This is a genomic window from Rathayibacter sp. SD072, from assembly GCF_017355185.1.
In the GTDB taxonomy this organism is placed as follows: domain Bacteria; phylum Actinomycetota; class Actinomycetes; order Actinomycetales; family Microbacteriaceae; genus Rathayibacter.
The window spans coordinates 22416-42620 of sequence record NZ_JADILJ010000013.1 but is presented as its reverse complement, the minus strand read 5'-3'; the positions used below and the strand labels follow the sequence as shown (position 1 = coordinate 42620).

Below are 20205 nucleotides of genomic sequence, written 5' to 3'. Positions count from 1 at the left end.
CACGATGGTCCAGGTGGACCGGGGCGAGCACCTGCGCTCGGGGGAGTGGCTCGATCTGAACCGCGCCCTCTGGGACGAGCGCGTCGCCGCGCACGCCGGCAGCGCGTTCTACGACCTGTCGGCGCTGCGGGGCGGCGCGGGCCGGCTCTTCCCGGTCGAGGAGGAGTCGCTCGCCCGCGTCGCCCCCGGCGGCTGGGAGGGCAAGCGGGTCCTGCACCTGCAGTGCCACTTCGGAGCCGACACCCTCGCGCTCGCCCAGCGCGGCGCAGAGGTCATCGGCGTCGACTTCTCGATGGCGGCGGTCCGCGAGGCGCGTCGTCTCGCGACCGAGCTCGGACTCGCCGGCCGCGCCCGTTTCGTCTGCTCCAACCTCTACGATCTGCGGCACATGCTGCCGGAGCCCGACTCCTTCGACGTCGTCGTGACGACCTGGGGCACCGTCGTGTGGCTCCCGGACCTCGTCGAGTGGGCGCGGATCGTCGAGTGGTTCCTCGCGCCCGGCGGCTCGTTCGTGTTCGTCGACACGCATCCGGCCGCGGCCGTGCTCACCGGCTCGCCCGAGGGGCCGGAGCCGCGCTTCCAGCAGCCGTACGACGGCGGCGGTGAGCCGCGCGTCGTCGAGGGCGCCGGCGACTACGCAGGCACGGACGTCGCCTTCGAGAACGATCGCGCCCACGAGTGGAGCCACTCGCTCGGGTCGATCGCCTCCGCCCTGCTCGGTGCGGGCCTCTCGATCACCGAGCTGCGCGAGGAGCCGATCGCACCCTGGCGCGTAGCGCCCCAGCTGGTGCAGCGCGAGGACGGCGCCTGGGCCTGGCCCGAGCAGGAGTGGCTGCCGCTCGCGCTCGCGATCACGGCCTCGAAGCGCTCCTGATCGGGCGGCGCCCCGATCTGCTCCGTCCTCGATTTGCGCTCCTCCCGATCCGCGTGTAGTGTTTCTTCTTGTGCCGCGGGGTGGAGCAGTTCGGTAGCTCGCTGGGCTCATAACCCAGAGGTCGTAGGTTCAAATCCTGCCCCCGCAACCAAGAAATGATCGTTAGAACCCCGGACCTTGAATGGTCCGGGGTTTTTTCGTTCCCAAGGGAAATGACCCCTGGGACGCTCAATCGCCAAAAAGGTGCTCAAACGGGCGTCGGACGGTTCCTGAGAGATGTCTGGCACCGATTCGCCGCTACCTCTGTCCAGAATCGGTGCAACCCCTGACGGGTTCTCGAGGTCGTTGGTTCTCACGTCCGAACGAAGGACCCTCTTCCGTTCGCGCGCCAGGTGCAGCTTGAGATCTTCACTCAGCAGGCGCTGCACCGGCTCGGTCAGGTTGCTGCCGACGATTTCGTCATCAAAGACGTAGATGCGCTCGAAGATGCCCTGATTCAGTTCGCGGCGCATGGCAGTCGGTGCGTTCTCGTAGTAGCGCGCTGGGCTGGCCAGCAGAGTGCAGAGGTAATCAAGCCGTTCGAGCACCGTTTCGCGGTCCGTGGTGTTTCGTTCGATCAGTGACTCGGCGGCTGCCCGCGCCGCACTGATCCTCGACTGCTCCTGCTTGAGCTGATCGAGCGCGATGGCGTCGGCGTAGAAGGCCTGCATCAGGCGGTCGCTCTGCGCAGCCAGATCGGCGATGTCACGCTTCGCCTTTGCCTCAGCGCGGTCCTGGTTCGGAAGCAACGTCTCCATATGCTCGAGCACGAGGCGGCGGACCTCGGCGAGCCGCGTGTCTGACAACGTCACCGTCGACCAGTGCTGCTCGACGAGGTCTTCCACCATGTGCGCCTGCGTCGCCTTGAACGTGCAGCCGTTCTTGAGGCGCTGACGACCCAAGCAGTAGAAGTAGTCGTAGAGCGTGCCCACGCGGTTGCGCGACTGCTCGAAGGTCAAAAGTTCCCCGCAGTTGCCGCAGTACAGCGTGCCCTTGAGGTAATGCGTGTGAACCCGGGGCTTCTCGCCGCTCTGACGGCGGGCAGCGCGGACCTGCTGAGCACGGGCATAGAGCTGCTCACTGATCAGCGGCTCGTGCTTACCGGGGTACTCGACTCCCTCGAACTTGACGACGCCGACGTAGTACCGATTCCTCAGCACGGAGTCGACGTGGGAACTGGCGATCGGGGCACTGGGGCGATTCGGCCGCGGCAAGGTGGTAACGGAGTGCTTGAGGAGTTCGTCGCGGATCATGGCGGTCGTCCATTCGCCGGAGGCGTAGCGCTCGTACATCCAGGGGATCCAATGGGACCGGTCCGAATCGAGGATGACGGTGCGCACCTCGCGGCCCTCGGGAGTGCGGGTGCGGGTGTTGATGTAGCCGAAGGGAGCCGCGTTGACCGTGCCGCCACCTTTGGCCTTTTGCAGCATCCCCTTGCGAGACTCCGTCGCCAGGTTGCGGCTGTAAAACTCGGCGATCGAACTCATGATGCCGTGCAGCAGCATGCCACTCGGCGTCTCGTCGATGTTCTCCGAGCAGCTGACCAGTTGGGCCCCGGCCTTCGTCAGCTCGCGCTCGGCTTCCGACAGCGACTCGTACCAGCCCCAGAAGGTCCCAAGGCCGAGTGGGTCGTCCCGCACGATCGTCTGCGTAACGGACCTCCGGAAGCCAGGGTTGGTCAGGAGCGTGGGCAGCAGCACCAGCGAGGCATCTCCGCGGCGCGCCAGTGTCAGCAAGCCGGCATGGATGATGTCGTGGCTGCGCGGCCCCCAGTTGTCGGCGTAGAGGGAGTGGAAGACTGCTAGCAGCGCATCGGCGGTGCGATCGGGGTCAGCGCCCATCAGGCTGGCCAGGCCGACCGGCGCCGGGTCTCGTGGGTCGATAACCACGACGTCGCCCAGGCGGTGGCTCGGGATGCGCGCCAGCAGCTCTTCGACGGCGTCGCCCTTGGGGTCGATGAAGCAGAGACCGGCGCCCTCCTCGATGTCCTGTAGGGCCAGTGAAATCAGCAGTGTCGACTTTCCCACGCCTGTCGGACCGATCAGGTGGAGGTGACCTTGCAGTTGGTCGGCGGGCCTGAGCGCGACGCGGCGGGTCTTCGGCAGCATCGTCGTGGCTTGGCCGAGCACCAGGCCGCGCTGCGCGATCGAGGGGTCGGGCTGGAGCCGGACCGGATGCGGCGACGGCACACCAGGCAATGGCGGCGTCCCGATCGGCCAGGCCGTCAGGGTCACAAGCTCGCTCGGTCCGAGGACTGAGCGCCAGAACCACGGCAGGCTCACCCGCTGGAACCCGTCGGTTGAGGTGCGCACCGCACTAACGCCGACCCCGGGGACTTCCAGGGTGCGGACCGCCGCGATGACGCCGCCAACGAGCACGTGCACTCGGGCCGGATCAGCTGCCGACGCGCCGACCCGCAGGTCGACGTGAAAGCGCAGGCCGCTCCACTTCAGCGCCCGGTCGCGCCCTGGCTTGCCTTTGGGCTCGGGAACCGCCTCGGGGCGCTGGCGTGGACCGAGCGTGAGTTGCAGCGTGACCGATTCGTGGCGTCCGGCACGCGCCAGGGCAGCCAGCAGGGTGCGCGTGGTGGGAACGACGACGGAGGGGTCCAGCGGGCGGAAGGCACTTCCTTTGAGGGACAGCCGAGCGGCGGCATCGGGTGTGTCGTCTCGGTCCGCGTCGTCGCTGGCATGCAGACCCGGCAGGTGCGGGCGAAGCGCGTCGAGCACTCGGCTGAGGTGATGCGGATCGCACCCGAGCCGCCAGCTGAGCTGATGGTCTGCGCCGCGGGCTTCCATCGTGACGAAGGGGCTGCCACTCAGCGTGCCGACAGCGGTGAGCGCAGCCGCCACCTGGCCTTCAGTTAGCGGAGTACGCAGCGCCAGAGAGCGCCACTGGATGAAGCGGGCGCTCATGACCGGCCCCTCGGGGCTTGGTTCTGGGCGGCCCGTTCGGCGTCGGCGAGTGCGAGGGCTGCCATCGTGCCCGCGATCTTTTGCAGGTTGGGCTCGCGGCGGAGCACCCCGCGCACCGACAGGTGACGAAGGGAACGGCGATGCGTCGCCCGGCCTTTCTTAGAGTAGTTTTTAGGCATAGTGAAGAGACCTCCTTTCAGAGTTAACTTTGGGGATGATTTGGGGAATGATGCACGGTCGCACCAACCGCCACTTACTATGTGATGCGACCGTGCATCGGTCAATGAAATTGGCCTATTTCACAACAGCGATTGGAGGAGGGCTTTCTGGGGTATTACCAGCGCCGAGTTCGGCGATAGATGATCCAGCTGGCCAGGATGAGGCTGATCGCAACCAGCCCGATCACCAGCAGTGGTAGCCAGATGGCTTCGAGGATGCGGACGATGAGCCAGAGCGCGAGGACGATGAGCAGCGCACCGGTCACGACGGAGCCGATGCTGTGAGGACGGCGGTCCATGCTCACTCCACCAGGTTTCGCCAGGACTGGCCCGCGGCATCGTTCATGGCCCGAAGCGCCGCTCGATGATGGGCGTCGATGTCGGCCTCGGCCCGGACCTGCGCGCGGCGCACCTGCTTCTCTGGGCAGTCGTCTGCGATGAGGGACAGTCCAAATACGGCAACAGGGATGAGTGCCAGGAGCACCAGCACGAGGAACAGCGTGATCATCGCAGGAACTCCTCGATGAGCCGCAGCTCAGCCCGCAGGTCCACGTCACCCTCCGCCAGGCTGTCCGCGAGCTGATCAAGCGAGGCCCAGATTTTGCGGGCGTGAGCGGCGTACTCGATGCAGAGCCGCGAGCGCTCCGCATCGCTCAGGCGACTAGCCACGGCTAGTACCTCGATCCGAAGTCGCACTGGTACTGCTCGCCCTTGGCTACGAAGCCCAGCTCGATGCGGGTCAGCACCGCGTTGAGCGTCGGGTCGTTGCCGGCCAGATTGCGGCGGTGGTTGTCGAGGTCGACCGCCCTGTCCATCAGGTGGGCGGTGACCGCAGCCGCCGCGTCGATCTTGAGCTTCGACTCGCGCGCGTCGTAGACGACCTTGCGCACCGCCGAGGAGTGCATGCGCTCCTCGCGGCTCGGAATGATGCTCTGGGAGTGAGTCGCCCAGCGCTCCCGTTCGTTCACGTTTGAACCCCTTTTGGCTCGATCGGGGATGACCGTCATCCCCGTCTTTCAAGGGCACCAAAGAACCGTCTACAACTTCAGGGACGAGCCGGGGCAACTTTCGGGCAGTATTTGGACATGCCGGAAGCTACGCTCCACGCACTCCTCGTCGGGGAGCTCAAGGTCGTCCGCAAGTTCGGGCTGCACCGCCTGGCCGAGCACGTCCACGAGCTACCGACGCTCAGTCGTCTGGCGCTCGACATCTACGGTGTCGGTGCGGCCGACCGCATCGAGAAGCTGCTGCACGAGGCATGGACGAAGCGGGCCGAAGGAGCGCAAGCCACCGCGGTTGGCATCATCCTCGGACTCGAGATGGGGCGACGAGGAGCGCGTCCCGCGGTCCTGCGCGAGGTGGCGGCGACGCGACTCGGCTACGCGTCGGTCGACACTTTCCGCAAGAAGCCGGAGGGTCAAGCCATCGCCTACTTTGCAGACGTAATCGAGAGCTTTTGCATCGACTACCAGCCAGAGGCCACTAACGACGAGTACCGCATCAATACAGCCCTCAATGCAGTCATGGCGCTCACGCTGGCTGAGTACACCGAGTTCGCAGCCAGGCTGGCCCGTCGCTTTGCAGCCTATAAAGCCAACCCCCCGCCCCCTATGGGTGCGGTCAGGACCGATCGAGTTACTTCGCAGAGGAGCCAAAGCCCGTAAATTCTGTGCGTTCTAAAGCGGGCGTTCCGCTCGCCTGGCGCTTATAAATTTCACAAATGTCGGTCGTTAACCATTGACGGACCGATGAACGATCTTCATACTACGCGGCAAGGAGAGTTGGCATGGTGACAGAAGAGCAGCTTGCGGGATGGACCGGTCCGTCGAGCGCAACCGAGCAAGATAAGCAAGAACTGACTGAGCGGATGATTCGCGAGGCAATAAGTGCTCAGGATGCATTCAAGGGCTTCAGCTTCTCGATCTACGCGAAAGGCTCATACGCTAACAATACGAACGTCAAGACAGAAAGCGATGTCGATATCGTAGTTGAATGCGAGGAAGTCGTTTACTGGGAGGAGGTCAGTCCATCCGAGGGTGGTCATCCTGCTAGCGAAGGTTACGAGGGAGTCTGGACCCCCGAGTACTTGCGGGAACAAATCAGCGCGGCGCTTAGCGCGAAGTTTCCAGGAGCGGTTACATCTGGCACTACTGCGTTTCAAATAAAATCGAACACGTCACGCGTTGACGCTGATGTAGTTCCTTGCTTCACATTCCGAGAGTACTTCCCTAGTGGGAACTACAGGCAGGGAACTAAGCTTTTCAAAGTTGGTGGTGGAACCATCAATAATTACCCAAAGTTGCAGCTCGATAATGGTCGAGCAAAAAATACTCGAACAAACGGCTACTACAAGAAAACGGTTCGCATCCTGAAGCGACTAGAGGGTATTCTAGTTGACAAGGGTTTGGCCGAAGAGCAGGCTTCATATCTTCTTGAGTGCCTCATATATAACTGCCCTGACGAGTATTTCCTTCGTTCGACCTGGCGTGCTGTCATGCAAGCATGTCTCGCTGACATCTATAACTACACGATGCGACCCGAGCCGACCGAAGATTCGGATCGATGGGTTGAAGGGAACGGGGTGAAGTATCTGTTCCATTTCACGCAGAAGTGGGACCGAGCAAGCGTGCACAAGTTCGCCAATGCAGCCTGGAATTACATGGAGTTCGAATGATGGTGAATGGGATTCTTCTCCGTGTCATCATTATCATAGTCTCCACCGTCTTCGTTGCTGCCGTCTGGGTTACAACGGGAAAATTCGAGCCTTCTTTCCTTCAGTTCTTCTCTATTGCTGTGCTTGTTTGCTCAGTTTTGTTATTTGTGTGGGACCGATGGGCGTGGAAGCTCAAATTGGCGCAAGCGATACCCGGCGTTTCTCGGAACATCGATGGCACTTGGGAGGCAACGCTCGAATCGCTTTGGATCGACCCCATGACCGGTGAGTCACCTGACCCCAAGACTGTCTATGTTGTAATCAAACAAACCAGTACGAGCGCAACTGTCGCTCTGATCTCGAACGAATCAAAGTCCAAGTCCTCAATTGCAAGATTAGTTCGTGAGGACGGATCCTGGTTGCTGCACTATCTCTATACGAATGAGCCTGACATGGGTCTTCGGGAAAGAAGCCCAATCCATCACGGATCGGGAGTGCTTGCTGTGGTCGGCAGCCCGGCCAAGCGAATAGTCGGGAGCTATTGGACGGACAGGGATTCCAAAGGAAAACTGTCCCTTCAGAGGCGCAAGGCGACGCATGCCGAGGACTTCGAGGAAGGCGTGGAACTCTTTTCGGCAAGTAGATAAGTAATTCGAGGTATAGAAGATGGTAGAAAAGAACAAAATCGCAGCTCCCCTAGTCAAGATTGTTTATTTCGATGAAGAGTCGGCTTCGGACTTACTGGATATTACGGCTGGTGGAAAAGAGGCCTCCTCGAAGGAGAGTGCTAGGGAAAGAACGGCTGAAGTCGAGGCTAAAGCAGGTGCAAAAGCAGCCGCAAAGTTCAATTGGCTACCGTTCTTTGGCGGTTCAGCCGAAGCGGGTGCTGCGGCAAGTGCAACCGCCCTCGGGCGTAGCATTCTCAACAAGACCCTCTCGAACACAATCTTGACCGACTATCTAGGTAAGGTGCACGAGTTGAAGGGTGTCGAGCGGCTCGAAAAGTTTACGATATCTGCGCCGAGCGACTCGGCTGCTTACATGAAGATGTTTACACCCTACCTGGCAATGCTGAAAATTGATGAGCTCCCCGTAAATTTAGCCGAACTCGATAAAGCCTTGCTGTCGGCCAAGGGATATTACGAGTTGCTCGGCCAAACACCCAACGGTAGCAAACTTGTACTACGTTTCAACATCGAGGCTTTCCGTAACAATTACGGACTCGTAGATCTTGGTCGCATGAACCTCGTCTTTGACGGAGTGCGTGTAGGTAGGGCGTCGGAGAGTAGCTTAACAATGTCCGCTGAGATGAACCCTAACCCGTCGGTGACGCCGGTCGATGCCTTAGCAATAGTCGACGGCTCAAGCGAAGCGGCTGGTGATCTCCTTGACGTCTACGACGTGATTTTAGCTGGCGTTGAATATGCGGGCTGACACGAAGGTTTCTATTTTTTACGGTCCGCTGTCTTGGTTCGAGGAAAAACTTGGATCTAGCGCTCAGGTTTACTTGCCCGACGCGGTCAGCCAGCTCGACGAGCGAAGACGGCGTATTCGGCATGTCGTCGACGGACACGATAGCCAGGCTGAGGAGCTACCAACTCCACGGATCAAACGTCTCGTAGCAATGTCGAGTGACTACGCCAGTTTGAACGAGCATGCTCTGACAAACTTCATCGGTCTTGTGAGGGAAATCAACCCTGAGCGCCTAGTTTTACACAACCCGCCTGCACTGATTGAAGCCCAGCTTGAGCGTGCGCTCGACACAAAGATTAAGACGTACGAATACCCACCGCTAACGCACGAAGCGCTTATCCGATTTAGAGATGGATTTGCGGACCGCATAGTTGGACAGGAGGCGGTGCGAGATCGAATGCTCGCCGCGCTCTATCCGTTGACCACCTCACGGCGCACAACGCCAGTCGTTTTGATGTTCTTCGGGCCTTCAGGGGTGGGGAAAACCGAAACAGCTCAGTTCGTAAACGGCTTTAGTGGCGGGCAATTGTTCCGCAAACAATTCTCCATGTACCATAGCGACAAGTTTGCGTCATACATCTTTGGTGGCGCGCACTCGGAGGCATCCTTCGCGCGAGACCTGCTTGAGCGGAGGTCTGGTGTGATCTTAATTGATGAGTTCGACAAGGCTGCGTCAGTATTTCATAGCGCTTTCTACGAATTTTTTGACGAGGGCGTTTTTGAAGATAAGAACTATCGTGCGCGTCTTGGTCCAGCTCTCATAATCTGCACATCGAACTATGGTTCAGAAGAAGAGATTCGTAGCTCGTTAGGCGATGCGCTGTACTCTCGCTTCGACGCCCTGATTCAATTTGCGCCGCTCTCAGCAGACGAAATCAAAGTGGTGGTGGGTCGTCTCGTGGATAGCCGTTTCGAGTCGCTCACGAATGACGAGGCTAGCTTGCTGGACGCTACGGAGATCAAGGAGTTGATAAACGCTCGGGCAACCGGAGTTGGCAATGTCCGTAAACTAGGCAAGCTGGTGAACGAGGTTATTTCTCTTCTACTGGTGCGAGCCGTGCTGAGTGCAGAGGACGCAAAATGACCGATGGGCGCACAACTCCTCCGGCGTCCTCGGACCTTTTTATCTCCTATGCATGGACGTCGGACGGTCACCGGGAATGGGTCCGTCTCTTAGCCGGCGCGCTTCGGCTGCTTGGATATTCGGTGCTGATAGACGACCGGCTCGAGTATGGAGACAGTCTGAGCGGGTTCATGAGAGAAGCTGTACATACCGCTCATGTACTGATGATTGTGGACGAGAACTACGTGGACCGTGCGGACAATTTGCCTGACTCCGGTGTGGGAATCGAGAACAAGTGGATTCAGGAAGCGGCTCATGACAGAGACTCCGGTTGGCTATCGACGGTCTTTGTGCGCAATCCCGCTTTCGAGCTGCCCAACTGGTTACAGCGTGAGCGGCCAAAGGGCTTCAACTTCAATGCGGACGTCGCAGGTGGCAACTTTCCCGGCGCTGCGCAAATCGACGAGTTGTGGCGATGGATAGAAGGCTTACCTGCAGATCGGTCGGAAAGCGTTCCTTTAGCTGTGTTGAAAGACCGAAGTGTCCGTCTTGAGCGCATCGCTCGGCTACGTGATCCGGGATCATGGGCGAATCCTGCTCTGAGTGGACGCGAGAAGTTTATCTATGGTGACAGCCCAAGCAGCACGTTTACTATTGGCGCTGGCGAGTACAAGTTTGAGTTGTATATCAGTTCGGGTGGTCCGAACCTTGTGTACGTCATGAGGGACCCGGTCGAAGCAGTAGGGCTCATCACGGCGTCATCTTGGACGCCCGCAACGATTAGTTCGTTTATCCGACCTGGCCGTGTTGCTCGTCCGGTAACTGGGCAGTCGGTAGTCCTGATGAATAAAGTCGGCAATTTGTGCGTAGTCATGATCGAGGAGATCCAGGAGGAGGTGAACGGCGATCCGTTTGTTGCCGCCCACATCGTGTTCAACTACAAGGTCGTGCGAGGCGTTTGATCTCGACGACCCCCTCGCGGTCTCATTTCGATGCCGGCGTCTCTTAGTACTCGTAGCACCGTCGACTTCGCTACGGCAGCCTGGGCTGCGACTTCGCGCGTACTCATGCCCTGGGCATACAGCCAAATGATGCGGTCGGAACGTCGATCGGTGATCCGCTGTCGCTTGTGCTCTCTCGTAGTTTCGAGTCTTGGTTCGAGTGGCTCAGAGCTAAGGGTGTTGGTTTTCGCACGTGCCAGGACAACAAGAAAGCGAAACCCGGTCTCGTCAGAGGCCGGGTTTCGTCGTTAACGAACGGCTCCCGAGCGTGTGCCGCGCGGCGCTCAGCCCGCGTCGATCACGCTGAGCACGTTGCCCGCCGGGTCGCGGAACCAGGCGATGTCCGGGCCGTGGCCGCGCATCACGCCGTTCGCGTCCGTCGGCAGCTCGACGTCGTCGTAGATCTTCGTCGTCACTCCCACGGCGTTCAGCTCGGCGACTGCGTCGTCCACCGAGTCGACCGCGAGGTTGAGGATCGTGAAGGTCGCGGGGACGTGGTCCTGCTTCGGGTAGGCGATCGCGTGCCCGCCGCCGGGCAGGTCGATCTCGAGGATCCCCATCGCGTTCACCGACACGTCGAACCCGAGCGCGCCGCCGTAGAAGGCGCGCGCGGCCTCGATGTCGTCGACGCTGAAACCGCTGAACACGCGCTCGCTCGTGACCACGGCGCACCCCTTCCGCCCGCGAGCGGCTCCGTTGCCGCTCCGTCGCCTCGGACGCTACTCTGATCGGCTGCCCGCGTCACCACCGCCGGCGGCTCCGGACGACGAAGAGGAGGAATCGGCATGGCCGTCGCACTCCCTCGCGCTCTCCGGCCCTTCCGGACCCGCCGCTACCGGTTCCTCGCCGGTGCGCTCGCGCTGTCCCTCGTCGCCAGCGGTGTCTGGATCGTCGGGCTGGTCTGGCAGGTCATCGCCCTGGGCGGCGGGCCGAGCGACGTCTCGCTGGTCGCGGCCGCCAGCGCCTCGGGCCTCGTGCTCGCCGTGCTGCTCGGGGGAGTGGCCGCCGACCGCGTGCCCCAGCGCCGGCTGCTGATCGCGGTGGAGGCCGCCCGGGTCATGGTGGTGCTCGGAGCGGTCGGCCTGGCGGCGGGCGGCGTGCTCACCGTCGCTCACCTGACGGCGATCGCGTTCGTGCTCGGCGTGGGCGAGGCGTTCTTCTTCCCCGCGTACTCCGCGATCCTGCCCCGACTGCTGCCGCCCGATCAGCTGCTCGCCGCGAACGGCGTCGAGGGAGCGCTGCGCCCCATCGCGCAGAGCGCGGCCGGACCGGCGATCGCGGGGGCGGTCATCGCGGTGGCCGCTCCCTCGGCCGCCTTCGCCGTCGCGGCGCTGGGGTACGCGCTCGGACTCGCGGCCCTGCTCCTGATGGGACCCGTGCCCGTCGAGCGCGCGCCGGCCGCCGGAGGATCCCCGCTGCGCTCCGCACTCCGCGACCTGCGCGAGGGGTTCGGCTACATGGTGCGGACGCGCTGGCTCCTGGCGACGCTGCTGTTCGCCGTCGTCCTCGTGTTCCTCGTGGTCGGTCCGATCGAGGTGCTCGTGCCCTTCGCGGTGCGCGAGCAGACCGGTGCGGGAGCCGGAGGCTACGCCCTCGCCCTCACCGCGTACGGAGCAGGCGGCGTGGTGGGCTCGCTCGTCGTCTCCTCGCGCCCGGTGCCGCGGCGCTACCTGACGACGATGATCCTGCTGTGGGGCCTGGGCACGCTGCCGTTCGCGCTCCTCGGCCTCGTCGACCGGCTCTGGATGATCGCGGCGATCCTGTTCCTCGACGGGGTGACCGGGTCGGCCGCGCAGGTGCTGTGGGGCACGCTGCTGCAGCAGCGGGTGCCGCCGGCTCTGCTGGGCCGGGTCTCGAGCCTGGACTTCTTCGTCTCGCTGGCGCTGATGCCGGTCTCGATGGCCGTCGCGGGCCCGGTGGGCGAGTCGGTCGGCATCGGTCGGACGTTCGCCGTGGTGGGAGTCCTCGCGGCCCTCTCCGCGGTCGTCACGCTCCTGCTCGCCCGCCTCGGACCGGACGAGCTGGCGCACCCGCTGCGCACGTCGTGAGGGCGCGCCGGACGGTGCGACGACGGTGCCCCCGGGGTATCCTCGTCCGGGATGAAAAGGGTGACGGAGTGACGGACGACCAGGTGGACGAGACCCCGACGACCGGAGACGGGACGGGCGCGATCGACCACCCGACCCGGCGCAGCCGCCGGGAGGCCGAGTCCTCCTCCGCACCGGGAACCCGGCAGCCCCGCTCGGACTCCTCCGAGGGCGACGCCGCCCACCGCGGCGACCGACCGGCGCGTCCCGCCGCCGGCCGCCGTTCCGCCACGACCGGTGCCGTGCCGATCGTGCCCGCGGACGCCGTCCCCGCGACGACGCCTCCCGTCCCCGCGGCTCCCGGTCGTCCCGCGACCTCCGCCGCCGCCCCGGTCCTCTCGTCGGTGCCCCCGGTCCTCTCGTCCCTGCCCCCGGTCCGCCGTCGCGGCGCCCGGGCGCTGCGCGGCGCGGTCAGCACCGTCGCCGTCGCCGCCATCGCGGGCATGGTCGCGGTCATGGCGCTCCCCGCCTACTCGTTCGATCCCGCCGACGACTCCCAGGCCGCCGTCGAGGCCGCCGCCCGCATCCGCGCGCTCGGCACGCAGAAGCTCACCGTCTCGGCGTCCGCGACGCAGGAGCAGGTGATCCGCGACTCGTTCACGGCCCCCACGCAGCAGCAGCTCGACGAGGCCGCAGCCCAGGCGCGCGCCCTCGCCGAGGCGGCCGAGCGGGCCGCCCGCGAGGCGCAGCAGGCCCAGGAGGCCGAGGAGGCCGCCGCGAGCGGCACGAGCACGGCCGTTCCGGGCTCCAGCACCTCGGTCACCCCCCGCGAGGAGGGCGACGACTACCCGTGGCGCGATCAGCTCACGGACGACCAGGGCGGCGGACTCTCGCCGCTGCGCTACTACTACCGCGAGTGCGTCGACTTCGTCGCGTGGCGGCTCAACCGCGACCAGGGGTCCACGGGCGCTCCGTGGAAGTGGACCTGGGGAAACATGACCCCGGGCGGAGGCAGCGCCTACGCCTGGGCGGGCCAGTGGGCGTCGCACGGCTGGGTGACCAGCAGCACCCCGGTGCCCGGCAGCGTCGCCTGGTTCACGGGCAACCACGTCGCGTACGTGCAGTCGGTCAACTCCGACGGCACGGTCTCGCTCGAGGAGTACAACTGGGGCAACGACCACTCGTACCACACGCGCACGGTCCCGGCCTCGAGCGTCCCGCTCTTCCTCTACCCGCCGAGTTGAGCGTGAGCACCGGCCCCGCCGCGGGCGGCATCGGATTCGCCGTCGCGCAGTTCGCTCCGGTCGCCGACCGCGACGCGAACCTCGCCACCATCCGCCGTCTGGTCACGACGGCCGTGCACCGCGGGGCGCGCGTCGTCGTGCTGCCCGAGTACAGCTCCTCCTTCTCGGATCCGCTCGGACCCGAGCTGCTCGCCGCGGGGGAGCCGCTCGACGGGCCGTTCGTGCACGGGCTGGGCGCGCTGGCCCGGGAGCTCGACGTCTTCGTGGTCGCCGGCATGGTCGAGTCCGTCGCCGACGACCGCCGCGTCGCCAACACGCTCGTCGCCGTCGACCCCGACGGACGGCTCGTCGCGCACTACCGCAAGCTCCACCTCTACGACGCCTTCGGGTCGACGGAGTCGGACTGGATCGCCGCCGGCGAGATCGGCGCGCCCGAGACCTTCGCGGTGGGCGACCTCGTCGTCGGGCTGCAGACCTGCTACGACCTCCGCTTCCCGGAGGTGACGCGGTGGCTCGTCGACGCCGGGGCGGATGTGGTCGCCGCGCCCGCCGAGTGGGTCAGGGGCCCGCTCAAGGAGGCGCACTGGCGCACGCTCGTCACCGCGCGCGCCCTCGAGAACACGATCTACCTCGTCGCGGCCGATCAGACCCCGCCGATCGGCGTCGGCAACAGCATGGTCGTCGATCCGATGGGCGTCGAGATCGCGACCCTCGGCGAGGCCGAGGACGTCGCGGTCGCCTGGCTCTCGCGCGAGCGGATCGACGCCGCCCGGGCGAAGAACCCGGCGCTCGCACTGCGCCGCTTCACCGTCCGCCCGCTCTGACCCCGCCCGCGCCGAGCACGCACAGGCACGAGCCGGACGGGTGCCGCGCCGGCCCGATGCCGCTCCCGTCCGCCGCCTCTCAGGCGCGCATGCCCGCGAGTCTCGAGGCCGCCTCCTCGAGCACCTCGAACCGCTTGCAGAAGGCGAAGCGCACGAGGGAGCGGTAGGGCGCCGCGTCCTCGGGCCTGCAGAACGCCGAGACCGGCACCGCGACGACGCCGGCGAGCTCCGGCAGCGCCCGGCAGAACTGCACGCCGTCCGAGTACCCGAGCGGCGCGGCGTCGGCCACGACGAAGTACCCGCCCCGCGACGGGGCGACACCGAACCCGGCGGCGGCGAGCCCGGCCGACAGGATGTCGCGCTTGCGCTCGAGCGTCGACGCGATCCCCGAGAAGAACACGTCGTCCAGGCCCAGACCGCGAGCGACGGCGCCCTGGAACGGGGAGCCGCTGACGTAGGTGAGGAACTGCTTGACCGCGAGGACCGCGGTGATCAGCTCGCGCGGCCCGGTGATCCAGCCGATCTTCCAGCCCGTGGTGCTGAAGGTCTTGCCGGCGGAGGAGATCGTCAGGGTCCGCTCCCACGCGCCCGGCAGAGTGGCGATCGGCACGTGCCGCCCGTCGAAGCGCAGGTGCTCGTAGACCTCGTCGGTGACGATCACCGCGTCGTGGCGCTCGGCCAGCCGGACGATCAGCTCGAGGGTCTCGTGCGGGAGCACCGCGCCGGTGGGGTTGTGCGGGTCGTTCACGAGGATGATGCGCGTGCGGTCCGACACCGCGGCCACGAGCTCGGCGGGATCGACCGAGAAGTCCGGGCCGCGCAGCAGCACCGTGCGGTGCACGCCGCCGGCGAGCGCGATCAGCGCCCCGTAGGCGTCGTAGTGCGGAGTGAAGGTCACGACCTCGTCGCCCGGTTCGAGCAGGGCCAGGAGGGTCGCCGCGAGCGCCTCCGTCGCCCCGGTCGTCACGAGGACCTCGCCGTCGGGATCGGGCTCGAGCCCGTGGAACCGCTTCTGGTGCGCCGCGATCGCGCCGCGGAGCACCGGGAAGCCCGGGCCCGGCGGATACTGGTTCAGTCCGCTCGCGATCGCTTCGCGCGCCGTCTCGAGCACCTCGCGGGGGCCGTCCTCGTCGGGGAAGCCCTGCCCGAGGTTGATCGCCCCCGTGCGCTGCGCGAGCGCGCTCATCTCGCTGAAGACGGTCGCGGCGACTTCGCCGCGGGGCCCGAGTAGTCCGGCGCCCGCGGCTGCGCGGGTCCAGGATCCGTGGATGCTCACGCCACCAGTCTGCACCGTGGAGCCATCTCCGTCTTCGAGTCCCGCTTCCAGCCCGGTCATAAGGAACCCCCAGGTTCGCTGGTCAAGCTATCCCCGCTTGGAAGGAGCACTACCCATGACCGAGAGTCACGAGGGTCCCCGTCAGCCCGAGGATCCCACCACGCCGACGGGCCCTCAGGGGTCCCCGGCCCCCGAGCAGGGCCGCGGGTCCGAGCACCCCACCGTCCCGCTGCCCGAGTCCTCGCCGCAGCCCGCTTCCACGCCGCAGCCTCCGTACACGTCGAACTCCTCCGAGGAGAACCGGCCGCAGCCCGTGGCCCCCGGTCCCCGGTACGGCCAGTACGCGCCGCCCGCCGCCAACACGGTGCACAGCTCCGAGAACCCGCCGTCCTCGAGCGCCTTCGGCCCCGCGGGGGAGCAGCCCCCTGCGGCCCCCAAGCGCCGCGCCGGGGTCAGCGTCGTCGCCGCCCTCGCGATCGGCGCGGTCGTCGGCGGGGTCGCCGGAGCCGGCGTGTTCGGACTCTGGTCCGCCTCCAACGGCTCCGCGACCCGCGTGGTGTCGTCCGGCGGCTCGCAGACCATCACCGTCAACAACGCCGAGGACGCGACGACCGCGACCGCGGTGGCGGCGAAGGCCACTCCGAGCGTCGTCACGATCGCGGTGAGCGGCGGCTCCTCCGCCGGTACCGGCTCGGGCATCGTGCTGTCGGAGGACGGCTACGTCCTCACCAACACCCACGTGGTGACGCTCGACGGAGGCGTCGCGGACGCCGCCGTCACGGTCACCACGAGCGACGGCCGGATCTACGACGCCACCATCGTCGGCACCGACCCCACGCTCGACCTGGCGGTGATCAAGCTGACCGACGCGACCGATCTCTCGCCGATCACCTTCGCCGACTCCTCCGAGATCAACGTCGGCGACACCGCCGTGGCCATCGGAGCGCCGCTGGGCCTCTCCGGGACCGTCACGGACGGCATCGTCAGCGCGCTCAACCGCAGCATCCAGGTCGCCTCCTCCGCGGCGCCCGACGACTCGGGCGACAGCTCCAGCGGCAGCACCGACAGCCCCTTCAACTTCGACATCCCCGGTCAGGCCCCGCAGACCCAGGCCACGAGCACGATCTCGCTCCCCGTCATCCAGACGGACGCGGCGATCAACCCCGGCAACTCGGGCGGTGCCCTGCTCGACAGCGACGGCGAGCTGATCGGCGTGAACGTCGCGATCGCCAGCGCCGGCTCCTCGAGCTCGGGCGATCAGAGCGGGAACATCGGAGTCGGCTTCGCCGTGCCGAGCGCGGTCGCGGAGCGCATCGCGAAGGAGATCATCGCGAACGGGTCGGCCACCCACGGGCTGCTCGGAGCGAGCGTCACCGACTCCACCGAGGACGTCCTCGGCGCCGCGATCCGCGAGGTGACCTCGGGCGGTGCCGCGCAGGCGGCCGGTCTGAAGGCGGGCGACATCGTCACCGCGATCGACGGCACCCCCATCACGAACGCCTCCGACCTGACCGCGCAGGTGCGCGCCCGGGCCGCGAACGCCGACGTGCAGATCACCTACGTCCGCAGCGGTCAGAGCTACGAGCTCGACGCGACGCTGGGGACGATGGCGACCGGCTGACGCTCCTCCCGCACTCCCGAGCAGCCCCTGAGGATCCGTCCTCGGGGGCTGCTAGTGTGGTGCGGACTTCCGCCCGGATCCTCGTGGACGACCGGCTCCTCCCGCACGAACTGGACATATGCAGCCCGAGAACCCGACGGACAAGGCGTCGACGGACGACCTCTCGGAGCTCCCCGGCGTCTCGTACGTGATGCCCGTCCTGAACGAGGTCACCCACGTGCGCGCCGCGGTCGACTCGCTGCTCGCGCAGGACTACCCGGGGCCGTTCGACGTGGTCCTCGCGGTCGCGCCGAGCATCGACGGGACCGAGGCGCTCGTCGAGCAGCTGAGCGCCGCCGACCCGCGGATCCGCGTGGTCGCGAACAGCGTCGGCTCCACTCCCGCGGGCCTGAACGCGGCGATCCGCGCGTCGACGCACCCCGTCGTCGTCCGCGTCGACGCCCACTCCGTTCTGCCGCAGGACTACGCGCGCATCGCGGTCGAGACCCTGCAGCGCTCGGGCGCCGACAACGTCGGAGGCGTGATGGCGGCCGAGGGTCTCACCCCGTTCCAGCGCGCGGTCGCGCGGGCCTACGGCTCCCGCATCGGCCTCGGCGGCACCCCGCACCACGTCGGCGGGCAGGAGGGACCGGCCGAGACGGTGTACCTCGGGGTCTTCCGGCGCACGGCACTCGAGCGCGCGGGGCTCTTCGACGAGCGCTTCAAGCGCGGCCAGGACTGGGAGCTGAACCGGCGCCTGCGGGAGCTGGGCGGCACCGTCTGGTTCACGCCGCGCCTCACCGTCACCTACCGACCCCGCCCGTCGATGCGGGCGCTGCTGCGCCAGTTCCTCTCGACGGGGATGTGGCGAGGGGAGCTGACCCGGCTGTTCCCCGCCTCGCGGTCGCTGCGCTACTTCGCGCCGCCCGTGCTCGTCGCCCTGCTCGCCCTGGGACTGCTGGCGGGGGCCGCCGGAGTCGTCCAGGCGCTCGTCGGCGCCGCGCCCTGGCTCCTGCTCGGCCTGGTCGTGCCGCTCGGCTACCTCGTGCTGGTCGCCGCCGCGACGGTCGCCGTCGCCCGGGTCGACGGTCCGCGCGCGATGCTGTGGTTCGCCGTCGTGATCCCGTCGATCCACGTGGCGTGGGGCACCGGATTCGTGCTCGGCTTCGCAGGTCTGACCAGCAACATCTCGGCGGCGCGCAACCAGCCGCGCACCGGCGGGGTCCCCACGGCCGGCGACGACGGCACCGACACTGCGAGGGGCGCATGACCGCGACCACGAGACCCCGATCCATCGCCGAGCTGAAGGCGGTCGCGCAGCCCCCCGAGGTGCGCGGGCGCCGCAACGCCGAGCACTGGACGGCGTCGCTCTACCTGCGGCGCTTCTCGCCGTACCTGACCTGGGTGCTGCTGCGCACCTCGATCTCGGCGAACGGCGTCACCGGGCTCATGATCCTGGTGGGCTGGAGCGCGGCCGCCGCGCTGCTGATCCCGGGCGTCGCGGGCGCGGCGCTCGCGCTCCTGCTCGGGCAGCTGCAGATGCTCGTCGACTGCTGCGACGGCGAGGTCGCCCGCTGGCGCCGCACGTCGTCCCCTGCGGGGGTCTTCCTCGACAAGGTCGGCCACTACACGACGGAGTCGCTCATCCCGATCGCGCTCGGGCTCCGCGCTGCCGGGTTCCCGTTCGAGACGCCGGGCGACTTCCTCTGGACGACGATCGGCCTCGCCCTGGCGCTCGTGATCGTCCTCAACAAGGCGCTCAACGACATGGTGCACGTCGCCCGCGCGAACGCGGGACTGACGAAGCTCGCCGACACGAAGGGGGAGGCGGTGCCGTCCTCCTCCGGACTCGCGAGACTCCGCCGGGCGGCCCGGTTCGTGCCCTTCCACCGCCTCTACCACTCGGTCGAGCTGACCATGCTGGCGTTCGCCGCCTCCCTCGTCGGTCTCGTGGTCGGAGCGGGCACCGCCGACCGCGTGCTGGTCGCGGCGCTCCTGCCGCTGGCCGTGCTCGCCCTCGTCGGCCACTTCATCGCGATCATGGCGTCCAAGCGTGTCCGCTCCTGATCGGCCGGCGCCGCTGCCGAGCGTCGGAGTCGTCGTCCTCACTCAGGGCACGCGCCCCGACGACCTCGCCGCGGGGCTCGCGAGCGTGCTCGCGCAGCAGGGCGTCGAGCTCGACGTGGTCTGCGTCGGCAACGGCTGGGAGCCCACGGGCCTGCCGGAGGGCGTCCGCCCGCTCGCACTGCCCGAGAACGTCGGGATCCCCGCGGGACGCAACGCCGGTGCCCCCGCGACCCGGGGCGAGCACCTCTTCTTCCTCGACGACGACGCGCGCGTGCCGTCGCCCACCTTCCTCCGGGACGCGATCGCCCTGCTCGACTCGCCCCGGCGCATCGGACTCGTGCAGCCGCGGGTCGACAGCACCGACGGCACCCCCGCGCCGCGCCGCTGGATCCCGCGGATCCTCAAGGGCGACCCCCGCCGCTCCGGCCCCGTCTTCTCGGTCTGGGAGGGCGCGGTCGTGCTGCGCCGCGACGTGTTCGAGCAGGCGGGCGGCTGGGCGGATCCGTTCTTCTACGCCCACGAGGGCATCGAGCTGGCCTGGCGGGTCTGGGACACGGGGCGCACCACCTGGTACGCGGGCGAGCTCGTCGCGCAGCATCCGGTGATCCAGCAGACCCGGCACGCCGACTACTACCGGCTGAACGCGCGCAATCGCGTCTGGCTCGCGCGGCGCAACCTGCCGGCTCCGCTCGCGCTCGCCTACGTGGGCTCCTGGACGGCGATCCAGTGCCTGCGCTGGGCGCGCGACCTCCCGGCGCTCCGTGCCTGGTTCGCGGGGTGGCGCGAGGGCTGGCTCGCGGACCCGGGATCGCGCCGCGCGATGTCCTGGCGGACCGTGCTCCGCATGGGTTTCGCCGGGCGTCCGCCCATCGTCTAGCATCGGGGCAGCCGCTCCCGCCGGGGCGGATGCCCCCGGAAGGACGACGGTGTT

General features: G+C 66.7%; 23 protein-coding genes, 1 tRNA gene and 1 pseudogene. 17 read left to right on the top strand and 8 right to left on the bottom strand.

What is annotated here, in order from left to right:
- The first annotated feature begins 4 nt into the window (after positions 1-4).
- The 3 genes from IOC53_RS07380 to IOC53_RS18875 all read left to right on the top strand — a co-directional run bounded on the left by IOC53_RS07380 (position 5) and on the right by IOC53_RS18875 (position 1497).
- Positions 5-874, top strand: a complete 870-nt coding sequence (locus IOC53_RS07380; protein WP_207403927.1) for a class I SAM-dependent methyltransferase — start codon at positions 5-7, stop codon at positions 872-874.
- Between the two features lie 74 nt (positions 875-948).
- Positions 949-1025, top strand: a tRNA-Met gene (locus tag IOC53_RS07375).
- Positions 1026-1266: 241 nt separating this feature from the next.
- The gene (locus tag IOC53_RS18875; RefSeq protein WP_242683049.1) at positions 1267-1497 is read left to right on the top strand and encodes a hypothetical protein; all 231 of its coding nucleotides are present in this window, start codon (positions 1267-1269) and stop codon (positions 1495-1497) included.
- A gap of 246 nt (positions 1498-1743) precedes the next feature.
- Here the strand turns inward: IOC53_RS18875 and IOC53_RS19650 are convergent.
- A pseudogene (locus IOC53_RS19650) lies at positions 1744-2754 on the bottom strand (recombinase family protein); the annotation flags it as partial.
- Between the two features lie 585 nt (positions 2755-3339).
- Between IOC53_RS19650 and IOC53_RS18870 the strand changes: the two are divergent.
- On the top strand, positions 3340-3780 hold the full coding sequence (locus IOC53_RS18870; protein WP_242683048.1) for a hypothetical protein: 441 nt from the start codon (positions 3340-3342) through the stop codon (positions 3778-3780).
- Positions 3781-4162: 382 nt separating this feature from the next.
- Here IOC53_RS18870 and IOC53_RS07360 read toward each other — a convergent pair whose 3' ends face one another.
- From IOC53_RS07360 to IOC53_RS07345, 4 genes are read right to left on the bottom strand one after another with little or no spacing between them, the layout of a single operon-like run.
- Positions 4163-4351 carry a hypothetical protein gene (locus tag IOC53_RS07360; RefSeq protein ID WP_207403925.1) on the bottom strand — a complete coding sequence of 63 codons (189 nt, stop codon included), beginning with the start codon at positions 4349-4351 and terminating at the stop codon, positions 4163-4165.
- Positions 4348-4554, bottom strand: a complete 207-nt coding sequence (locus tag IOC53_RS07355; protein ID WP_207403917.1) for a hypothetical protein — start codon at positions 4552-4554, stop codon at positions 4348-4350. Before IOC53_RS07355 ends, IOC53_RS07360 begins: the two co-directional genes overlap by 4 nt.
- Complete coding sequence (locus IOC53_RS07350) at positions 4551-4715, bottom strand: hypothetical protein (protein ID WP_207403915.1); 165 nt, start codon at positions 4713-4715, stop codon at positions 4551-4553. Before IOC53_RS07350 ends, IOC53_RS07355 begins: the two co-directional genes overlap by 4 nt.
- 2 nt (positions 4716-4717) lie before the next feature.
- Complete coding sequence (locus IOC53_RS07345; RefSeq protein WP_207403913.1) at positions 4718-4951, bottom strand: hypothetical protein; 234 nt, start codon at positions 4949-4951, stop codon at positions 4718-4720.
- A gap of 180 nt (positions 4952-5131) precedes the next feature.
- On the opposite strand from IOC53_RS07345, the gene IOC53_RS07340 reads away from it, so the two are divergent.
- The 6 genes from IOC53_RS07340 (at position 5132) to IOC53_RS07315 (ending at position 10197) form a co-directional block, all read left to right on the top strand.
- A complete protein-coding gene (locus IOC53_RS07340; RefSeq protein ID WP_207403911.1) occupies positions 5132-5710 on the top strand; it encodes a hypothetical protein in 579 nt (192 codons plus the stop codon).
- Between the two features lie 122 nt (positions 5711-5832).
- On the top strand, positions 5833-6720 hold the full coding sequence (locus tag IOC53_RS07335) for a nucleotidyltransferase (RefSeq protein ID WP_207403909.1): 888 nt from the start codon (positions 5833-5835) through the stop codon (positions 6718-6720).
- A complete protein-coding gene (locus tag IOC53_RS19645) occupies positions 6717-7346 on the top strand; it encodes a hypothetical protein (RefSeq protein ID WP_207403908.1) in 630 nt (209 codons plus the stop codon). The genes IOC53_RS07335 and IOC53_RS19645 overlap by 4 nt, the downstream gene beginning before the upstream one ends.
- A 19-nt stretch (positions 7347-7365) precedes the next feature.
- Complete coding sequence (locus IOC53_RS07325; protein WP_207403906.1) at positions 7366-8133, top strand: DUF6414 family protein; 768 nt, start codon at positions 7366-7368, stop codon at positions 8131-8133.
- Entirely contained in the window at positions 8123-9256 is a 1134-nt protein-coding gene (locus tag IOC53_RS07320) for an AAA family ATPase (protein WP_207403904.1), read from the top strand. The genes IOC53_RS07325 and IOC53_RS07320 overlap by 11 nt, the downstream gene beginning before the upstream one ends.
- On the top strand, positions 9253-10197 hold the full coding sequence (locus IOC53_RS07315) for a TIR domain-containing protein (protein ID WP_207403902.1): 945 nt from the start codon (positions 9253-9255) through the stop codon (positions 10195-10197). The genes IOC53_RS07320 and IOC53_RS07315 overlap by 4 nt, the downstream gene beginning before the upstream one ends.
- Here the strand turns inward: IOC53_RS07315 and IOC53_RS19640 are convergent.
- Positions 10173-10352, bottom strand: coding sequence for a helix-turn-helix domain-containing protein (locus tag IOC53_RS19640; protein WP_374070441.1), 180 nt, complete (start codon positions 10350-10352; stop codon positions 10173-10175). The genes IOC53_RS07315 and IOC53_RS19640 overlap by 25 nt on opposite strands.
- Before the next feature lie 168 nt (positions 10353-10520).
- Complete coding sequence (locus IOC53_RS07305; protein ID WP_207403897.1) at positions 10521-10901, bottom strand: VOC family protein; 381 nt, start codon at positions 10899-10901, stop codon at positions 10521-10523.
- Positions 10902-11021: 120 nt separating this feature from the next.
- Here IOC53_RS07305 and IOC53_RS07300 point away from each other — a divergent pair, with 120 nt between their 5' ends.
- The 3 genes from IOC53_RS07300 to IOC53_RS07290 all read left to right on the top strand — a co-directional run bounded on the left by IOC53_RS07300 (position 11022) and on the right by IOC53_RS07290 (position 14331).
- Positions 11022-12284 (top strand): MFS transporter, encoded by a 1263-nt coding sequence (locus tag IOC53_RS07300; protein WP_207403895.1) that lies wholly within the window; start codon positions 11022-11024, stop codon positions 12282-12284.
- A gap of 68 nt (positions 12285-12352) precedes the next feature.
- A complete protein-coding gene (locus tag IOC53_RS19440) occupies positions 12353-13507 on the top strand; it encodes a CHAP domain-containing protein (RefSeq protein ID WP_207403893.1) in 1155 nt (384 codons plus the stop codon).
- Between the two features lie 2 nt (positions 13508-13509).
- Complete coding sequence (locus IOC53_RS07290) at positions 13510-14331, top strand: carbon-nitrogen hydrolase family protein (protein WP_207403883.1); 822 nt, start codon at positions 13510-13512, stop codon at positions 14329-14331.
- A gap of 79 nt (positions 14332-14410) precedes the next feature.
- On the opposite strand, the gene IOC53_RS07285 is transcribed toward IOC53_RS07290, so the two are convergent.
- The gene (locus IOC53_RS07285) at positions 14411-15607 is read right to left on the bottom strand and encodes a pyridoxal phosphate-dependent aminotransferase (protein WP_207403881.1); all 1197 of its coding nucleotides are present in this window, start codon (positions 15605-15607) and stop codon (positions 14411-14413) included.
- Between the two features lie 115 nt (positions 15608-15722).
- Here IOC53_RS07285 and IOC53_RS07280 point away from each other — a divergent pair, with 115 nt between their 5' ends.
- From IOC53_RS07280 to IOC53_RS07265, 4 genes are all read left to right on the top strand, one after another.
- Entirely contained in the window at positions 15723-17228 is a 1506-nt protein-coding gene (locus IOC53_RS07280; RefSeq protein ID WP_207403879.1) for a S1C family serine protease, read from the top strand.
- A gap of 118 nt (positions 17229-17346) precedes the next feature.
- Complete coding sequence (locus tag IOC53_RS07275; protein WP_207403877.1) at positions 17347-18477, top strand: glycosyltransferase family 2 protein; 1131 nt, start codon at positions 17347-17349, stop codon at positions 18475-18477.
- On the top strand, positions 18474-19274 hold the full coding sequence (locus IOC53_RS07270) for a CDP-alcohol phosphatidyltransferase family protein (RefSeq protein WP_207403875.1): 801 nt from the start codon (positions 18474-18476) through the stop codon (positions 19272-19274). The genes IOC53_RS07275 and IOC53_RS07270 overlap by 4 nt, the downstream gene beginning before the upstream one ends.
- A complete protein-coding gene (locus tag IOC53_RS07265; protein WP_207403873.1) occupies positions 19261-20151 on the top strand; it encodes a glycosyltransferase family 2 protein in 891 nt (296 codons plus the stop codon). Before IOC53_RS07270 ends, IOC53_RS07265 begins: the two co-directional genes overlap by 14 nt.
- Positions 20152-20205 lie beyond the last annotated feature (54 nt).

Excerpts from the sequence above, each read along its gene's own strand:
- IOC53_RS07380 (WP_207403927.1), top strand. The coding sequence starts at position 5 with ATGGTCCAGGTGGACCGGGGCGAGCACCTGCGCTCGGGGGAGTGGCTC.
- IOC53_RS07355 (WP_207403917.1), bottom strand. The coding sequence starts at position 4,554 with ATGATCACGCTGTTCCTCGTGCTGGTGCTCCTGGCACTCATCCCTGTT.
- IOC53_RS07345 (WP_207403913.1), bottom strand. The coding sequence starts at position 4,951 with ATGCACTCCTCGGCGGTGCGCAAGGTCGTCTACGACGCGCGCGAGTCG.
- IOC53_RS07340 (WP_207403911.1), top strand. The coding sequence starts at position 5,132 with ATGCCGGAAGCTACGCTCCACGCACTCCTCGTCGGGGAGCTCAAGGTC.
- IOC53_RS07335 (WP_207403909.1), top strand. The coding sequence starts at position 5,833 with ATGGTGACAGAAGAGCAGCTTGCGGGATGGACCGGTCCGTCGAGCGCA.
- IOC53_RS19645 (WP_207403908.1), top strand. The coding sequence starts at position 6,717 with ATGATGGTGAATGGGATTCTTCTCCGTGTCATCATTATCATAGTCTCC.
- IOC53_RS07325 (WP_207403906.1), top strand. The coding sequence starts at position 7,366 with ATGGTAGAAAAGAACAAAATCGCAGCTCCCCTAGTCAAGATTGTTTAT.
- IOC53_RS07320 (WP_207403904.1), top strand. The coding sequence starts at position 8,123 with ATGCGGGCTGACACGAAGGTTTCTATTTTTTACGGTCCGCTGTCTTGG.
- IOC53_RS07315 (WP_207403902.1), top strand. The coding sequence starts at position 9,253 with ATGACCGATGGGCGCACAACTCCTCCGGCGTCCTCGGACCTTTTTATC.
- IOC53_RS07300 (WP_207403895.1), top strand. The coding sequence starts at position 11,022 with ATGGCCGTCGCACTCCCTCGCGCTCTCCGGCCCTTCCGGACCCGCCGC.
- IOC53_RS07280 (WP_207403879.1), top strand. The coding sequence starts at position 15,723 with ATGACCGAGAGTCACGAGGGTCCCCGTCAGCCCGAGGATCCCACCACG.
- IOC53_RS07275 (WP_207403877.1), top strand. The coding sequence starts at position 17,347 with ATGCAGCCCGAGAACCCGACGGACAAGGCGTCGACGGACGACCTCTCG.
- IOC53_RS07270 (WP_207403875.1), top strand. The coding sequence starts at position 18,474 with ATGACCGCGACCACGAGACCCCGATCCATCGCCGAGCTGAAGGCGGTC.